Below are 15,865 nucleotides of genomic sequence, written 5' to 3'. Positions count from 1 at the left end.
TGTCCCTAGCCGATCATCGAGCGGTAGGCGTCCTCGTCCATCAGCGATTCCGCCGCGGCGGGATCCGACGGGCGGATCTTGATGAACCAGGTCTGCATCGCCGAATCGGGCGTCACCGATTCGGGGGAGTCCGCCAGGGACTCGTTGACCTCGGTGATCTCACCGTCGTAGGGGGCGTTGATGCCGGAGACGGCCTTGGCGGAGTCGATGCCCACGATCTCCTCACCCGCGGTGACCGTGGTGCCGGCCTCGGGCAGGTCGATGAAGACGATGTCGCCGAGTTCCGAGGCGGCGTGGTCGGTGATCCCGACTTCGAACGACTCGGTGTCGACCCACTCGTGTTCTTCGGTGAACTTGATCATGGTGCTCCTCTAGCGCTTGTACTGGTGGGGGACGAACGGCAGTTCCGTGACGGTCAGCGGCAGGGCCTTGCCCCGGACCTGGGTGTAGAAGGTTGCTCCGGCCGTGGCGCCGGTGCGCACCAAACCCATGGCGACGGGGCCGCCGACGGTCGCGCCGAAGCCGCCCGAGGTGATGACGCCGACCTGTTCGGTGCCCTGCTCGTCGACGAACAGGGGAGCACCCTCGCGGGCCACGGCCCTGCCCTCGGGGCGCAGGCCCACGCGCTCGCGTGCGGCGCCCTCGTCGAGTTGCCGGAGGATGACCTCCGCGCCGGGGAAGCCGCCGGCCCTGGAGCCACCGGAGCGGCGGACCTTCGGGATGGCCCAGGCGATGCCGGCCTCGACCGGGGTGATGTCCTCCGCGAGCTCGTGGCCGTAGAGGCACATGCCGGCCTCCAGGCGGAGGGAGTCGCGGGCCGCCAGACCGGCCGGGGCCACGTTCTCCAGCGCCAACAGCGCGCGGGCGAAGGCCTCCACCTGCTCGTTGGGGAGGGAGATCTCGAAGCCGTCCTCACCGGTGTACCCGGAGCGCGAGATCCACAGCTCGGCCCGCAGGCGTCCCGGGCCAGGCAGCACGAGGGAGTCCATGAAACGCATGGCGGGGACTTCGGGCACCAGGGTGGCGAGCGCCTCCTCGGCCTTCGGCCCCTGCAGCGCCAGCAGCGACCTGTCCGTCAGGTGCTCGACGGTGACGTCCTCCAGCGTCCGCAGCAGCGCCAGGTCCGCGTCGGTGCGCGACGCGTTGAGGACCAGGAAGAACCGGTCTCCGTGGTGCGCGAACATCAGGTCGTCCACCACGCCGCCGGCCTCGTTGGTCAGCAGGCCGTAGCGCTGCCGGCCCTCCTCGAGCCCCGCGACGCTCGCCGGGATAAGGGTCTCCAGCGCTGCCGCCGCGTCCGCCATGTCGCCTGAGCGGGGGCGGATGAGCACCTGCCCCATGTGGGACACGTCGAACAGCGACGCGGCCCCGCGGGTGTGCTGGTGTTCCTTCAGGCCGCCCTCGAACTGGACGGGCATGTCCCAGCCTGCGAAGTCGACGAGCTTGGCGCCCAACTGGGTATGGAGTTCATGCAGCGCCGTGGTCTTCATCGACGTCGGGCCCCTTCCCGGCACGCGTGCCGACGGTTGGACAACGCATCCAGGCTAGCTGCGCACCAGTGCCGCGGTGCGCGGAACGGGGGAATCCGCGCAGCCTCAGCGCGTGGCCTCGATCATGCCGCGCAGGTCCCGCTTCAGGTCCACGATCTCGTCGCGGTGGCGGGCGGCCACCTCGAACTGCAACTCCGCCGCCGCCTGGTGCATCTGGGCGGTGAGGTCCTCGATGAGCTTCGCGAGTTCCTCCTGGGCCATGGCGGTGGCATCCAGGCCGCGGCCCTTGCGTCGGCCACCGGAGGCGGCCTCCTCAAGCAGTTCGGTGGTGTCCGCGTCCTCGCGGGCGAGCATCTCCGAGACGTCGCCGATGCGCTTGCGCAGCGGTTGCGGGTCTATGCCGTGCTCGGTGTTGTACGCCACCTGGACGGCGCGTCGACGGTTGGTCTCGCCGATGGCGGCCTCCATCGACGGCGTGATCTTGTCTGCGTACATGTGCACCTGGCCGGCGACGTTTCGGGCGGCACGGCCGATGGTCTGGATCAGGGACCGCTCGGAGCGTAGGAAGCCCTCCTTGTCGGCGTCCAGGATGGCCACCAGCGACACCTCCGGGAGGTCGAGACCCTCGCGGAGCAGGTTGATGCCCACCAGCACGTCGTACTCGCCGAGGCGCAGCTCGCGCAGCAGCTCGATGCGGCGGATGGTGTCGATGTCGGAGTGCAGGTAGCGGGTGCGGATGCCGTGGTCCATCAGGTAGTCCGTGAGGTCCTCGGCCATCTTCTTGGTGAGCGTCGTGACGAGCACCCGCTCGTTGCGCTCCACGCGGAGCTTCACCTCGCCCATGAGGTCGTCGATCTGCCCACGCGTGGGCTTGAGGATGACCTCCGGATCCACCAGACCGGTGGGGCGGATGATCTGCTCCACCACGCCGTCGGCCCGTTCCATCTCGTACGGGCCGGGCGTGGCCGACAGGTAGACGGACTGCCCGATGCGCTCCACGAACTCGTCGAACTTCAGCGGCCGGTTGTCGATGGCGCTGGGCAACCGGAACCCGTGCTCGACGAGGGTGCGCTTCCGGGAGGCGTCGCCCTCGTACATGCCGCCGATCTGGGGGATGGTGACGTGCGACTCGTCGACCACCAGCAGGAAGTCTTCGGGGAAGTAGTCCAGCAGGCAGGACGGTGCGGACCCGGGGGCGCGGCCGTCGACGTGGCGCGAGTAGTTCTCGATGCCGGAGCAGGTGCCGATCTGGCGCATCATCTCGATGTCGTAGTGGGTGCGCATCCGGAGGCGCTGCGCTTCGAGCAGCTTGCCCTGCGCCTCGAACTCGGCGAGCCGCAGCTCCAGCTCACGCTCGATCCCCGCGATGGCGCGCTCCATGCGGTCTGCGCCTGCGGAGTAGTGGGTGGCGGGGAAGATGTAGGCCTCGCTCTCCTCGTGGATCACGTTGCCCGTCAACGGGTGCATGGTGACGATGCGCTCCACCTCGTCGCCGAAGAACTCCACGCGCAGCGCGTTCTCCTCGTACATGGGGAACACCTCGAGGGTGTCGCCCTTCACCCGGAAGGTGCCGCGTCCGCCGCCGATGTCGTTGCGGGCGTACTGGATGTCCACCAGATGGCGCAGGAGGGTGTCGCGTTCGTACTCGTCGCCGACGCGCAGCGTGACCCGCTGCTTCAGGTACTCCTCCGGCGTGCCCAGGCCGTAGATGGCCGACACGGTGGCCACGACGATGCAGTCCCGGCGGGTGAGGAGCGACGACGTGGCTGCGTGCCGCATCCGCTCGACCTCCTCGTTGAGCGAGGAGTCCTTCTCGATGTAGGTGTCCGTCTGGGGGAGGTAGGCCTCGGGCTGGTAGTAGTCGTAGTACGAGACGAAGTATTCGATGGCGTTGTTGGGCATCAGGTCGCGCAGCTCGTTGGCGAACTGCGCGGCCAGGGTCTTGTTGGGCTGCATCACGAGGATGGGGCGCTGGAGGCGCTCTGCCAGCCACGCCACCGTCGCCGTCTTGCCGGTACCGGTGGCGCCCAGCAGCACGACGTCCTGCTGGCCGGCGTTGATCCGCTGTTCGAGGTCCGCGATGGCTCTGGGCTGGTCACCCGACGGCGAGAACTCCGAGACGACCTCCAACGGGGCCACCTGGCGCTGCAGTTCTTCGATGGGACGCATGACTCACAGCGTAGTCGCGGCGTCTGACAGACAGCGCGTCAGTTCTGCGAGCCCCCACCAGACACAACTCAGCGCTGCGTGAGCAGCAGCTAGTCGTCGGCGCGGTAGATGCGGCTCGACTCGACGCCCCGCATAAGCCAGGCGAGCAGATCGGCGGCCGGGCCGTGGAAGGTGGCCGGTTCTACCGTGCGGCCCACGGTGCCCTCGTAGCCCTCATCCGCCACGAGGCGCAGCGGAGGGTAATCGTCGCGGTGCCCGATGCGCTCCACCTGGAACGCCAGGAGCGCGAGCGCGACGTCGGGGGCCAGCACGGACGGCGTGAAGTGGGCGTCGAGGTCGAGATGGTGGAGCACCACCTCGCTGAGCCGGGCGAGCGGGACGTGGCGGGCAGGGATGTGGTGGCCGTCGCGCAGCCTGATCTCCCGCTGGTCGCCCTCCAGTTCCGGGAGCAGCTCCTGGAGTTCGCTGGCGCTGGTGTCGAGGTCGATCTGCAGCGCGAGGCCGCCGGAGATCGCGCCGAGCTCGATGGCCTGGTGGTCTTCGCCGCGCGAGCCGTACATCTCGCTCTGCACGCCCTCCTGGAGTTCGCCGATCACCCGGACCATCGCACGGGCCCCCTCGGCGAGGTGCGCGGCCACGTGGCTGCGTGACCAGCCGCTCAACTTCGTGGGGCCGGCCCAGTCCTCGTCCGTGAAGCCGATGGTCGTCCCGAGGAGCAGCGACGTGTGCTCGCGCACGGCGCTCACCACGTCGCCGAACGGCAGGCGGTTCATCGGCATGTGCCCCAAACTAGCAAAGACGTACCATTACGGGCGTGAATGATCGGCTCATTGTGCGTGGCGCACGCGTACACAACCTCAAGAATGTCTCCGTCGACCTGCCCCGCGACTCACTCATCGTGTTCACCGGACTCAGCGGATCGGGTAAATCGTCGTTGGCGTTCGACACGATCTTCGCTGAGGGGCAGCGGCGCTACGTCGAGTCGCTGTCGGCCTATGCCCGCATGTTCCTGGGCCAGATGGACAAGCCGGACGTCGACTTCATCGAGGGGCTCTCGCCGGCGGTGTCGATCGACCAGAAGTCGACGTCGCGCAACCCCCGCTCCACGGTGGGCACCATCACGGAGGTCTACGACTACCTGCGCCTGCTCTACGCGCGCATCGGCGTCCCGCACTGCGAGGTGTGCGGCGCCGTCATCGGTAAGCAGACCCCGCAGCAGATCGTGGACCGCATGATGGGCGAGGAGGAGGGCACCCGCTTCCAGATCCTGGCTCCGCTGGTGCGCGGTCGCAAGGGCGAGCACGCCGACCTGTTCCGCCAATTGATCGGCGACGGGTATGCCCGCGTCCGCATCGACGGCGAGACCTATTCGCTCACGGAACTGCCAGCCGTGGCCAAGACCTACAAGCACGACATCGACGTGGTGGTGGACCGCGCGGTGGTGCGGCCCAACGCCAAGCAGCGGATCACCGAATCCATTGAGACGGCCCTCAACCTCGCCGGTGGCGTGGTCACGATCGACTTCGTGGACCGCCCCGAGGGAGACCCGGAGCGCGAGCGTCGCTTCTCAGAGAAGATGGGCTGCCCCAACGAGCACGACGTCAACATCGACGAACTCGAGCCGCGGCAGTTCTCGTTCAACGGCCCGTGGGGGGCCTGCCCCGAGTGCTCGGGCCTCGGCACGCTGCTGGACCCGGACCCCGAGCTGATCATCCCCAACGACGACCTCTCGGTGGAGGACGGCGCCATCGCGCCCTGGACCACGCCGACGATCAAGCAGCACTACGCCCGCGTCCTCGAGTCGCTGGGCGAGGAACACGACTTCTCGTTGACCACACCCTGGAAGGACCTGTCCGCCGCCACCCGCAAGCTGCTGCTGCACGGCGCCAAGGGCAACGTGGTGGTCAAGTACCGCAACCGGTTCGGCCGGGTGCGGGCGTTCTCTCAGAAGTATGAGGGCGTCATCCCCTTCATTCGGCGGCGGTTCGACGAGGCCGAGACGGACGCGGCCCGGGACCGGTGGGGCGGCTACATGCGCGAGATCGACTGCGCGCGCTGCGAGGGCGCGAGGCTCAAGGCCGCGTCGCTCGCGGTCACCGTGGCGGAGCGCAACATCTCCCAGTTGGCCAACCTGTCGATCGGCGAGGCCGCGGAGTTCCTCGGCGCGCTGCAACTGTCGGAGCGGGAGGCCGCCATCGCCGAGCGGCTCATCAAGGAGATCAACCTGCGGCTGCGCTTCCTGCTCGACGTGGGCCTCGACTACCTCTCGCTCTCGCGCGCCGCCGGCACGCTGTCGGGCGGGGAGGCGCAGCGGATCCGTCTCGCCACCCAGATCGGGTCCGGCCTCGTGGGCGTCCTGTACGTGCTCGACGAGCCGAGCATCGGCCTCCACCAGCGCGACAACCTGCGGCTCATCGAGACACTGCACCGGCTCCGCGACCTGGGCAACACGCTGATCGTCGTCGAGCACGACGAGGACACCATCCGGGCCGCGGACTGGGCCGTCGACATCGGGCCGGGGGCCGGCGAGGGTGGCGGCGAGGTCGTCATCAGCGGCACCGTGGAGGAACTGCTCAACCACCCCGAGTCCAAGACCGGCGCCTACCTGTCCGGCCGGCTCGAGATCCCGGTGCCGGCCGTGCGGCGCCCGGGCAACGGGCTGCAACTCGTCGTCAAGGGGGCGCGCGAGCACAACCTGCGCAACATCGACGTGACCTTCAACCTGGGCCAGTTCATCGCCGTGACCGGGGTCTCCGGTTCGGGCAAGTCGTCGCTGGTCAACTCCATCCTGTACACCGCCGCGGCGAAGGCCATCTACGGCGCGAAGGCCGTGCCCGGGCGGCACAAGTCGCTCGATGGGCTTGAACACCTCGACAAGGTGATCTCGGTGGACCAGTCGCCGATCGGCCGCACCCCCCGGTCGAACCCGGCCACCTACACCGGCGTGTTCGACAAGGTGCGGGCGCTGTTCGCCAAAACGCCGGAGGCGAAGGTTCGCGGCTACATGCCGGGCCGCTTCTCCTTCAACGTGAAGGGCGGCCGGTGCGAGAACTGCATGGGCGACGGCACCATCAAGATCGAGATGAACTTCCTGCCGGACGTCTACGTGCCGTGCGAGGTCTGCCACGGGGCCCGGTACAACCGCGAGACGCTGGAGGTGCACTACAAGGGCAAGACCATCGCCGAGGTGCTCGACATGCCCATCAGCGAGGCGGCCGTCTTTTTCGAGTCGATCTCGTCCATCGCCCGGTACCTCAAGACGCTGGAGGAGGTTGGCCTCGGCTACGTCCGCCTGGGCCAGCCGGCCACGACCCTGTCGGGCGGCGAGGCGCAGCGCGTGAAGCTCGCGGCTGAGTTGCAGAAGCGCTCCACCGGCCGCACCCTCTACGTCCTCGACGAGCCGACCACCGGTCTCCACTTCGAGGACATCCGCCGCCTGCTGGCCGTGCTGCAGCGCCTCGTCGACCAGGGCAACACCGTCGTGACCATCGAGCACAACCTCGACGTGATCAAGAGCACGGACTGGGTGATCGACATGGGGCCAGACGGAGGGACGCGCGGTGGCACCGTCATCGCCACCGGTACTCCCGAGGAGGTCGCGGCGACGGCGGACTCAGCCACCGGCGAGTTCCTGAAGAAGCTGCTGTGACCGGAAGTCCCGCGGCGCCCCGGCGGGACCGCCCGGATCACGCGGGGTAGAGCGGGCGCAGCGACTCCGGCGCGATGCGCCCGGCAGACCATCTACCGGCGAAGTAGATGAACAGCGCCGCGCCGAACAGCGGCAGGGCGGGCTTGCGGGGGTCCCACGGACCCCGCAGCGAGTTGATGTACTGGTCGCGGTTCAGGGCCACCACGCCGTCCTGGCCGCCTTCACAGGCGACCTGATAGCGGCCGGGCTCGGCGTAGAACGAGGTACCGACGGTGGGCGGGTCTGACGCGTAGCGCCACGGCTCCTGCAGGAGTTCGTAGCCCTCCGCGTCCGTGATGGTGCAGGGAGGAAGCTCGGCCTCGTGGCGGATCAGCACGTAGGAATCCGCTGACGTGATCGAGATGGATCCGTCAGTGCCCGGCACGTGCCGCTGCGGCACGTAGTCGTCGCGCATGCCGGTGAACTGGCCGAGCAGCAGCGCCGCGGCGGGGGCCGCCAAAGCGAGCGCCGCGATGATGGTGACCACCTGCACGACGAAGGCGATGCGACGGCGCTTGCGCCAGGCGCGCATCTGCGCGACGAGCTCCTCGCGGGCCGTCATGGGGCGCGCTGTCTGCCTCGTGCTCATCACCCAAGGATAAGCCCGGATTCCGCGGCTGAGTAGGCTGCAGACATGGCCGATCCCGCGAGCTACCGCCCCCGTCCGGGCAGCATCCCCACAGACCCCGGGGTCTACCGCTTCTTCGACGCGTTCGGCCATGTCCTGTACGTCGGCAAGGCGAAGAATCTGCGCCAACGCCTCAACTCCTACTTCGCGGACCCCGCCGCGCTGCACTTCCGCACCCAGACGATGGTGCGCACCGCAGCGAAGGTGGAGTGGACGGTGGTGGCCAACGAGTTGGAGGCACTCCAGCTCGAGTACACCTGGATTCAGCAGTTCGACCCGCGGTTCAACGTCAAGTACCGCGACGACAAGTCCTACCCCTGGCTGGCCGTCACCATGAACGAGGAGTACCCGCGCGTGTTCGTCGGGCGCGGCGCCAAGAAGCGCGGGGTGCGGTACTTCGGCCCGTTCGGGCAGGCGTGGGCCATCCGCGAAACCGTCGACCTGCTGCTTCGGGTGTTCCCCATGCGCTCCTGCACGCAGGGGGTCTTCAACCGGGCGCGTTCCTCCGGCAGGCCGTGCCTCCTCGGCGACATCGGCAAGTGCAGCGCGCCCTGTGTCGGCCGGGTGAGCCCGGAGGAGCACCGTGCGATCGCCGAGGACTTCTGTTCCTTCATGGCCGGCAACACCGGCGGGATCATCGGCCGCATCGAGCGCGCGATGTACGACGCCTCGACGGAGCTGAATTTCGAGCGCGCGGCCGTCCTCCGGGACTCGCTGACCGCGCTGCGCAAGGTGCAGGAGAAGAACTCTGTGGTGCTCAGCGACGGCCTGCGCGCCGACATCGTGGGCCTCTCGGACAACGGCCACCAGGTGGCCGTCCAGGTGTTCCACATCGTCGACGGGCGCATCCGGGGCGAACGTGGCTGGATCGCCGACCGGGCCGACGACCGTTCGCTGACGGAACTGCTCGAGGCCTTCCTCGAGCAGTTGTACACCGACGACCTGGAGATCCCGCCGTACATCCTCAGCTCCGTGGAGGCGGAGGACACGCTCATCGCGCACCTGTCGACGCGCCGCGGCAGCAAGGTGGACATCCGGGTGCCGCTGAGGGGTGAGAAGCGGGCGCTGCTCGACACCGTCGTCCGCAACGCCGACATGGCGCTCGACCAGGCCAAGCTGCGTCGCTCCACGGACCTCACAGCCCGTTCGCAGGCGCTGGACGAGATATCCGAGGCGCTCGGCCTGGAGGAACCGCCGCTGCGGATCGAGTGCTACGACATCTCGCACACCATGGGCACCGAGACCGTCGGCTCCATGGTGGTGTTCGAGGACGGGATCCCGCGCAAGAGCGAGTACCGCCGTTTCATCATCAAGAGCTTCGAGGGGTCCAACGACATCGCCGCCATGACAGAGGTGCTCAGCCGGCGCCTGCGGAGGCTGGCGGACGAACGCCAATCCGACGTCAAGGTGGACGCCACGACGGGGGAGGCGGCCCGCTTCTCCTACGCTCCGGCGCTGATCGTGGTCGACGGCGGTCTGCCGCAGGTGAACGCCGCGGCGGCGGTGCTGAAGGAGTTCGGCTTCGACGGCGAGATCGCGCTCTGCGGCCTGGCCAAACGGCTCGAGGAGGTGTGGATCCCCGGCGAGGAGTACCCGCTGATCCTGCCGCGGGCCTCCGAGGGGCTGTACCTGCTGCAGCGGTTGCGTGACGAGGCCCACAGGTTCGCGATCACGCACCACCGGTCCCGGCGTGCGAAGACGGTCGTGGAATCCGTGCTCGACGGCGTCCCTGGGCTGGGTGAGCTGCGCAGGAAGGCGCTGTTGAAGTACTTCGGTTCCCTGCGGAAGCTGCGCCAGGCCAGCGTGGAGGAGATCGCGCAGGTGCCCGGCTTCGGCCCTCGTCTGGCCGCCTCGGTCAAGGCCGCCGTCGCAGACACCGGGGGAGAGGCGATCAACCTCACCACCGGCGAAGTCATCGACACCTGAGACACGCCGCGAGTTGAACAGTGTTCAAACAAGGTGCTTAAATTGTGCTCAGTCATCAACCTAGGAGTGACCGATGTCCACCAGCACCGCTGTCGACGCGCCGCGCACGAAGGCCTTCGCGCCCGCCGACCTCGCGTACATCGCCGTGTTCGCCGCCTTGCTCTCGGCGCTGTCCCAGATCACCGTGTCCCTCGGGCCGGTGCCCTTCACGCTGCAGACCCTCGGCGTCGCCCTGACGGCGCTCGTCCTCGGCCCTTGGCGCGGCTCGGCAGCCGTCGTGCTGTACATCGTGGTCGGCGTGGCCGGGCTCCCCGTGTTCGCGGGCGGCAAGGCGGGCCTCTCCGCGTTCCTCGGCGCCACGGGTGGCTACCTCATCTCCTTCGTGGTCGCCGCGGTCCTCATCGGGTTCGTCGCGAAGTGGGCGCTGCGCAAGGGTCTGTCGCCCATGACGCCCGTGTGGTTCTTCGTCGGGTGCCTCGCCGCGCGGTACCTCGTGATCCTCCCGATCGGCGTGGGCTGGCTCTCGGGCTACCTCGACAAGCCCTTCTTCGACGCCATGGTCACCATCGACATGCCGTTCTGGATCTGGGACGCAGCCAAGAGCCTCTTCGCCGTGCTGATCGCCGTCGCGGTGCACAAGGCCTTCCCGAGGCTGCTCGGCCGATGATCCAGCTCCGCGACGCCCGCGTGGTCGTCCCCGCCTCACGGCAGGGCGACCCGGACCGGGTATTGCTCGCGGGGGTCACACTGGACCTCGCCGAGCGGCGCGTCGCCGTCATCGGCGCCAACGGCTCCGGAAAGTCGACCCTGCTCCGACTGCTCAACGGCCTGCGCACCGTCACCTCGGGCCAGGTGCTCGTGGACGGCCTCGACGCAGACCGCGACGGCAAGGCGGTGCGGCAGAAGGTGGGTTTCATCTTCACGGACCCGCTGGCGCAACTGCTGATGTCGACGCCCGTGGAGGACGTCGAACTCAGCCTGCGCAGCCTGATCAGCAACCGCGCCGAACGCACCGCCCGGGCCCACGCCCTCCTTGAGGAGCGCGGCATCGGGCACGTCGCGCACCAGTCGATCTACGACCTCAGCGGCGGTGAGCGTCAACTCGTGGCGCTCACCAGCGTGCTGGCCGTCGAGCCCGCCATCCTCGTGGCCGACGAACCCACCACGCTGCTGGACCTGCGCAACAAACTGATGCTCCGCCGCGTCTTCGCCGAGCTGGACCAGCAGATCGTCTTCTCCAGCCACGACCTCGACGTCGCACTGGACGCCGAGCGGGTCATCGTCGTCGACGGTGGCCGCATCGTCGCCGACGGCGAGCCGCGCGAAACGGTCGACTTCTACACGCGGATCATGGCGGACAGGGTGGGGGCGTGAACGCCCACACCAGTGTGCTGGGCATCTTCGAGCCCGGCGACGGGTGGCTCTTCAGGGTGCGCGTGGGGACGAAGTACCTCCTCCTGCTGGCGTTGGCGGTGCCGCCCATCTTCATCTTCCAGTGGTGGGCCACCGCCGCCGGCGTCGTGCTGGTGCTGGCCGCCCTGCTGACGGCCGGGCTCGGGCTCCGCAAGATCTTCGGCTTCGGCTGGTACATCTGGTTCTTCCTCGCGCTGCTCGCCGCGTACCAGCTCGTGGGGTTGCGCTGGGAGCCCGCGTTCGTGACGCCGGGCAACATGCTGCTGGGCGTGCTCGCGGCGCGGATGCTCACCCTGACCACCTCGACGGCGGACCTGCTCGACGCCCTCACCCGCGGCCTCGGGGTCCTGCGGTACGTGCGGATCAACCCCGATGCAGTGGCCCTCATGGTGGCGCTGATGCTGCGCTCCATCCCGTTCCTCGCCGGGTCCATCGAGGACGCGCGCGCGGCGGCCCGCGCCCGCGGGAAGGAACGCAACCTGGCTCTGCTGCTGACCCCCGCCGTCGTTAACGCGGTCTCGTATGCGCAGCGGACAGGCGAGGCGCTCCATGCGCGGGGGCTGCCGGAAGAGCACTAGGGTGGGCGCCATGACCGACGTCGCGCACCAGGAGTTCGCCATCATCACCGGCCTGTCCGGTGCGGGGCGACGCACGGCGGCGCACGCCATGGAGGACCTCGGCTGGTTCACCGTCGACAACCTGCCTCCCGTCATGTTGCCCGGGCTGGCGCAGACGCTGCTCAACGATGGCGTGTACAAGGTGGCGGTCGTGGCGGACGTGCGTAGCCGCGAACAGTTCGAGCAGTTGCCGGCCGCGTTGGCCACGCTGGAGGCCGCGGGTGGCCGGGTCACGACGGTCTTCCTCGAGGCGGACGACGACATCATCGTGCAGCGCCAGGAATCCAACCGACGCCCGCTGCCGCTCCAGGGCGGTGACCGGCTGATCGAGGGCATCGCCCGTGAGCGCCGCCTGCTCGCAGACATCCGGGCCACCGCCGACATCGTGGTCGACACGACGCGCCTCTCCGCGCGCCAACTCGTCCAGCGCGTGGCCAACCACTTCGGGGACGAGGCCACCGACAAGCTGAAGATCGCGCTGATCTCCTTCGGCTTCAAGAACGGCGTGCCGGTCGACGCCGACATGGTGTTCGACGTGCGCTTCCTGCCCAACCCGTACTGGATCCCGGAACTGAGGCCGAAATCCGGGCTCAGCAAGGACGTGGCGCAGTACGTGCTCAAGCAGCAGGCGGCACAGCGGTTCCAGGATCACATGGTGGAGCTGCTGGCCACGGTCGCGCCCGGCTACCTCAACGAGGGCAAGCGCCAGGTCACCGTCGCGATCGGCTGCACCGGCGGCAAGCACCGCTCCACCAGCATGAGCGAAGAACTCTCCATGAGGCTGCGTGAGCACGGCTTCCCGACCACGGTGCTGCACCGGGATCTGGGGAAGGAATGACCATCGACTCCCTGCCCAAGGTGGTCGCCCTCGGCGGCGGCCACGGCCTCGCCGCGTCCCTGACGGCGCTGCGCCGCGTCACGGACCAGCTCACCGCCGTCGTGACCGTCGCGGACGACGGGGGCTCCTCCGGCCGGCTGCGCCAGGAGTTCAACTGCCTCCCGCCCGGAGACCTGCGCATGGCGCTGGCGGCGCTCTGCTCCGACGACCACGCCGGCCGCACCTGGGCGAACGTGTTGCAGTCACGGTTCACGGGCGACGGCCCGCTCGGCGGGCACGCGATCGGCAACCTGCTGATCGCCGGGCTCTGGCAGCAGTTCGAGGATCCGGTCCAGGGCCTCGACATGGTCGGCGACCTGCTGCGCACCCGGGGTCGCGTGCTGCCCATGAGCTCCGTGCCGCTCGAGATCGAGGCAGACGTGCTGGGCCTGGACCCGTTCGCGCCCGACGAGGTGTGCACCCTGAGCGGCCAGGCCACCGTCGCCAAGACCAGGGCGGAAGTGCAGCGCGTCAGGCTCGTGCCGGACCAGCCCCCAGCGAGACCCGAGGCGGTGGCGGCGATCATGGCGGCCGACGCCGTCGTGCTCGGCCCGGGTTCGTGGTTCACCTCAGTGCTCCCGCACCTCCTTGTGCCGGAGCTCGCCGAGGCGATCGTCACGACGAAGGCGCAGCGCATCCTCGTCCTCAACATCACCGCCGCGGCGGAGACCGACGGCTTCTCCGCCGCCCGTCACATCGAGACGCTTGCGGAGCATGCTCCGAACCTCCGCCTCGACGCGGTCATCGCCGACAGCCGCTTCACCGCGGACGACGAGCACATCGAGGGTTACGTGCAGTCGATGGGGGGACGCCTCGTCCGGGCCGACGTCGCATCCCGCGACGGCTCGTCCACCCATGACCGGCACCGCCTCGCCTCGGTGTTCAGCGAAGTGATCACCGGGTGAGGATCCTGACCCCGGTGCATGGCCGTCCCCGTATGGCAGACTTCGGCCCATGGCTCTGACGCAGAAGGTGAAGGCCGAACTGGCCTCCGTCGTCGCGCCCCATCCGTCTGTGCGACGGGCCGAGGTGGCGGCGATGTTGCGCTTCGCCGGAGGCCTCCACCTGGTGGGTGGCCGCATCGTCGTGGAGGCGGAACTCGACACCGGTGGAGCGGCTCGACGCCTGCGCAGTTTCATCAGCGACCTCTACACCATCGACACAGACCTGCTCGTGATCAATGCCTCCGGCGTGCGCCGCGGCCCCCGGTACTCCGTGCGCGCAGTGCAGGGCGGGGAGCAACTGGCCCGCATGACGGGGCTGGTGGACCAGCAGCGCAGGCCCGTGCGCGGCCTGCCCCCCATCGTCGTCGGCGGTTCCGTGGCGGACGCCGTGGCTGTGTGGCGCGGCGCGTTCCTGGCACGCGGCTCGTTGACGGAGCCCGGCCGCTCGATGTCGCTGGAGATCACCTGCCCCGGCTCTGAAGCGGCCCTCGCCCTCGTCGGCGCGGCCCGCCGCCTGGGCATCGCCGTGAAGTCCCGCGAGGTGCGCGGGGTGGAGCGGGTGGTCATCCGCGACGGCGACTCCATCGCGGAACTGCTGACCCGCATGGGGGCTCCTGAGACGCGGATCCTCTGGGAGGAACGCCGCCGCCGCCGCGAGGTGCGCGCCTCGGTGAACCGGCTGGCCAACTTCGACGACGCCAACCTGCGCCGCTCGGCCCGGGCCGCCGTCGCCGCCAGCGCCCGCGTGGAGCGAGCCATGGAGATCCTCGGCGACGAGGTGCCCGAGCACCTGCGCGAAGCCGGGAACCTGCGGCTCCAGCACCGCCAGGCCAGCCTCGAGGAACTGGGTCAGCTGCACGAGCCGCCGCTGACCAAGGACGCCATCGCTGGACGGATCCGACGCCTCCTCGCCACAGCGGACAAGGTGGCGGAAGAACGTGGGATTCCCACGACGGAGGCCAGCCTCCCGGCAGACCTCCAGGACGGCTGAGGTTACGCTCACTAAAACGACCCCACTCTTGCTCGAGGTGCTCAAGTCGTTAGGATGAGGATGTCCATCCGCGCATCCGTGCGCTCGGTAGCTCGAAAGGGATCGAATTCCTCATGACCGTAAAGGTTGCAATCAACGGCTTTGGCCGCATCGGCCGTAACTTCTACCGCGCGCTCGTCGCTGCGGGGGCCGACCTCGACGTGGTTGCCGTCAACGACCTGACCGATAACAAGACCCTGGCCCACCTGCTGAAGTACGACTCGATCCTGGGCCGTTTCCCGGGCGAGATCAGCTACGACGACGACGCACTGACCGTCGACGGCAAGGAGATCAAGGCGTTCGCGGAGAAGGATCCCGCCGCGCTGCCGTGGAAGGACCTCGGCGTCGACATCGTCATCGAGTCCACCGGCTTCTTCACCGACGCCACCAAGGCCCAGGCCCACATCCAGGCCGGCGCCAAGAAGGTGCTCATCTCGGCTCCCGCCAAGAATGAGGACATCACCATCGTCATGGGCGTCAACGACGAGCTGTACGACACCGAGAAGCACAACATCATCTCGAACGCGTCGTGCACCACCAACTGCCTCGCCCCCATGGCCAAGGCGCTCAACGACGGCATCGGCATCGTCAAGGGCCTGATGACCACCATCCACGCCTACACCGCGGACCAGAACCTGCAGGACGGCCCCCACAAGGACCTGCGTCGCTCGCGCGCCGCTGCCCTGAACATGGTTCCCACCACCACCGGTGCCGCCAAGGCCGTGTCGCTCGTGCTGCCCGAACTCAAGGGCAAGCTCGACGGATACGCCATGCGCGTCCCCACCCCCACCGGTTCCGCCACCGACCTCACCTTCGAGGCGTCCCGTGAGACCTCCGTCGAGGAGATCAACGAGATCATCAAGAAGGCCGCCGACGGCAAGGTCCTCGTCTACACCGAAGACGAGATCGTCTCCAAGGACATCGAGACCGATCCGGCTTCCTGCATCTTCGACGCCAAGCTCACCAAGGTGATCGGCAACCAGGTGAAGGTTCTCGGCTGGTACGACAACGAGTGGGGCTACTCCAACCGTCTCGTCGACCTGACCGTCCTGGTCGGCTCGAAGCTCTGATCAACACCACCAC

Annotated in this window: 14 protein-coding genes; 9 read left to right on the top strand and 5 right to left on the bottom strand. The window is 68.7% G+C overall.

Annotation, left to right across the window (positions count from 1 at the left end):
- Nucleotides 1-5: 5 nt before the first annotated feature.
- The 4 genes from gcvH to J7D54_RS09200 form a co-directional block, all read right to left on the bottom strand.
- A complete protein-coding gene (gcvH, locus tag J7D54_RS09215) occupies nt 6-362 on the bottom strand; it encodes a glycine cleavage system protein GcvH (RefSeq protein WP_209455102.1) in 357 nt (118 codons plus the stop codon).
- Nucleotides 363-371: 9 nt separating this feature from the next.
- Nucleotides 372-1,490 (bottom strand): glycine cleavage system aminomethyltransferase GcvT, encoded by a 1,119-nt coding sequence (gene gcvT / locus J7D54_RS09210; RefSeq protein ID WP_182763613.1) that lies wholly within the window; start codon nt 1,488-1,490, stop codon nt 372-374.
- 105 nt (nt 1,491-1,595) lie between these two features.
- Nucleotides 1,596-3,659, bottom strand: a complete 2,064-nt coding sequence (gene uvrB / locus J7D54_RS09205) for an excinuclease ABC subunit UvrB (RefSeq protein ID WP_182763612.1) — start codon at nt 3,657-3,659, stop codon at nt 1,596-1,598.
- A gap of 89 nt (nt 3,660-3,748) precedes the next feature.
- Nucleotides 3,749-4,438: a maleylpyruvate isomerase family mycothiol-dependent enzyme gene (locus J7D54_RS09200; RefSeq protein WP_182763611.1), complete on the bottom strand. Its 690-nt coding sequence runs from the start codon at nt 4,436-4,438 to the stop codon at nt 3,749-3,751.
- A gap of 26 nt (nt 4,439-4,464) precedes the next feature.
- On the opposite strand from J7D54_RS09200, the gene uvrA reads away from it, so the two are divergent.
- A complete protein-coding gene (gene uvrA / locus J7D54_RS09195; protein WP_182763700.1) occupies nt 4,465-7,308 on the top strand; it encodes an excinuclease ABC subunit UvrA in 2,844 nt (947 codons plus the stop codon).
- 37 nt (nt 7,309-7,345) lie between these two features.
- Here uvrA and J7D54_RS09190 read toward each other — a convergent pair whose 3' ends face one another.
- The gene (locus J7D54_RS09190; RefSeq protein WP_182763610.1) at nt 7,346-7,936 is read right to left on the bottom strand and encodes a hypothetical protein; all 591 of its coding nucleotides are present in this window, start codon (nt 7,934-7,936) and stop codon (nt 7,346-7,348) included.
- Between the two features lie 45 nt (nt 7,937-7,981).
- Here J7D54_RS09190 and uvrC point away from each other — a divergent pair, with 45 nt between their 5' ends.
- The 8 genes from uvrC (at nt 7,982) to gap (ending at nt 15,852) form a co-directional block, all read left to right on the top strand.
- Nucleotides 7,982-9,901 carry an excinuclease ABC subunit UvrC gene (gene uvrC, locus J7D54_RS09185; protein WP_182763609.1) on the top strand — a complete coding sequence of 640 codons (1,920 nt, stop codon included), beginning with the start codon at nt 7,982-7,984 and terminating at the stop codon, nt 9,899-9,901.
- Nucleotides 9,902-9,974: 73 nt separating this feature from the next.
- A complete protein-coding gene (locus tag J7D54_RS09180) occupies nt 9,975-10,568 on the top strand; it encodes a biotin transporter BioY (RefSeq protein ID WP_182763608.1) in 594 nt (197 codons plus the stop codon).
- Nucleotides 10,565-11,275 (top strand): energy-coupling factor ABC transporter ATP-binding protein, encoded by a 711-nt coding sequence (locus J7D54_RS09175; RefSeq protein WP_182763607.1) that lies wholly within the window; start codon nt 10,565-10,567, stop codon nt 11,273-11,275. Before J7D54_RS09180 ends, J7D54_RS09175 begins: the two co-directional genes overlap by 4 nt.
- Nucleotides 11,272-11,892 (top strand): energy-coupling factor transporter transmembrane protein EcfT, encoded by a 621-nt coding sequence (locus tag J7D54_RS09170; RefSeq protein WP_182763606.1) that lies wholly within the window; start codon nt 11,272-11,274, stop codon nt 11,890-11,892. The genes J7D54_RS09175 and J7D54_RS09170 overlap by 4 nt, the downstream gene beginning before the upstream one ends.
- A 10-nt stretch (nt 11,893-11,902) precedes the next feature.
- Nucleotides 11,903-12,769, top strand: a complete 867-nt coding sequence (rapZ, locus tag J7D54_RS09165; RefSeq protein WP_182763605.1) for an RNase adapter RapZ — start codon at nt 11,903-11,905, stop codon at nt 12,767-12,769.
- A complete protein-coding gene (gene yvcK / locus J7D54_RS09160; RefSeq protein WP_182763604.1) occupies nt 12,766-13,713 on the top strand; it encodes a uridine diphosphate-N-acetylglucosamine-binding protein YvcK in 948 nt (315 codons plus the stop codon). Before rapZ ends, yvcK begins: the two co-directional genes overlap by 4 nt.
- A gap of 49 nt (nt 13,714-13,762) precedes the next feature.
- A complete protein-coding gene (gene whiA / locus J7D54_RS09155) occupies nt 13,763-14,743 on the top strand; it encodes a DNA-binding protein WhiA (RefSeq protein ID WP_209455101.1) in 981 nt (326 codons plus the stop codon).
- Between the two features lie 113 nt (nt 14,744-14,856).
- A complete protein-coding gene (gap, locus tag J7D54_RS09150) occupies nt 14,857-15,852 on the top strand; it encodes a type I glyceraldehyde-3-phosphate dehydrogenase (protein WP_182763603.1) in 996 nt (331 codons plus the stop codon).
- Nucleotides 15,853-15,865: the final 13 nt, after the last annotated feature.

Origin of the sequence: Tessaracoccus sp. MC1865, from assembly GCF_017815535.1 — a bacterium.
Lineage (GTDB): Bacteria > Actinomycetota > Actinomycetes > Propionibacteriales > Propionibacteriaceae > Arachnia.
Note: the sequence above shows the minus strand (reverse complement) of the source record. Positions and strands in the feature narration are given on the sequence as shown.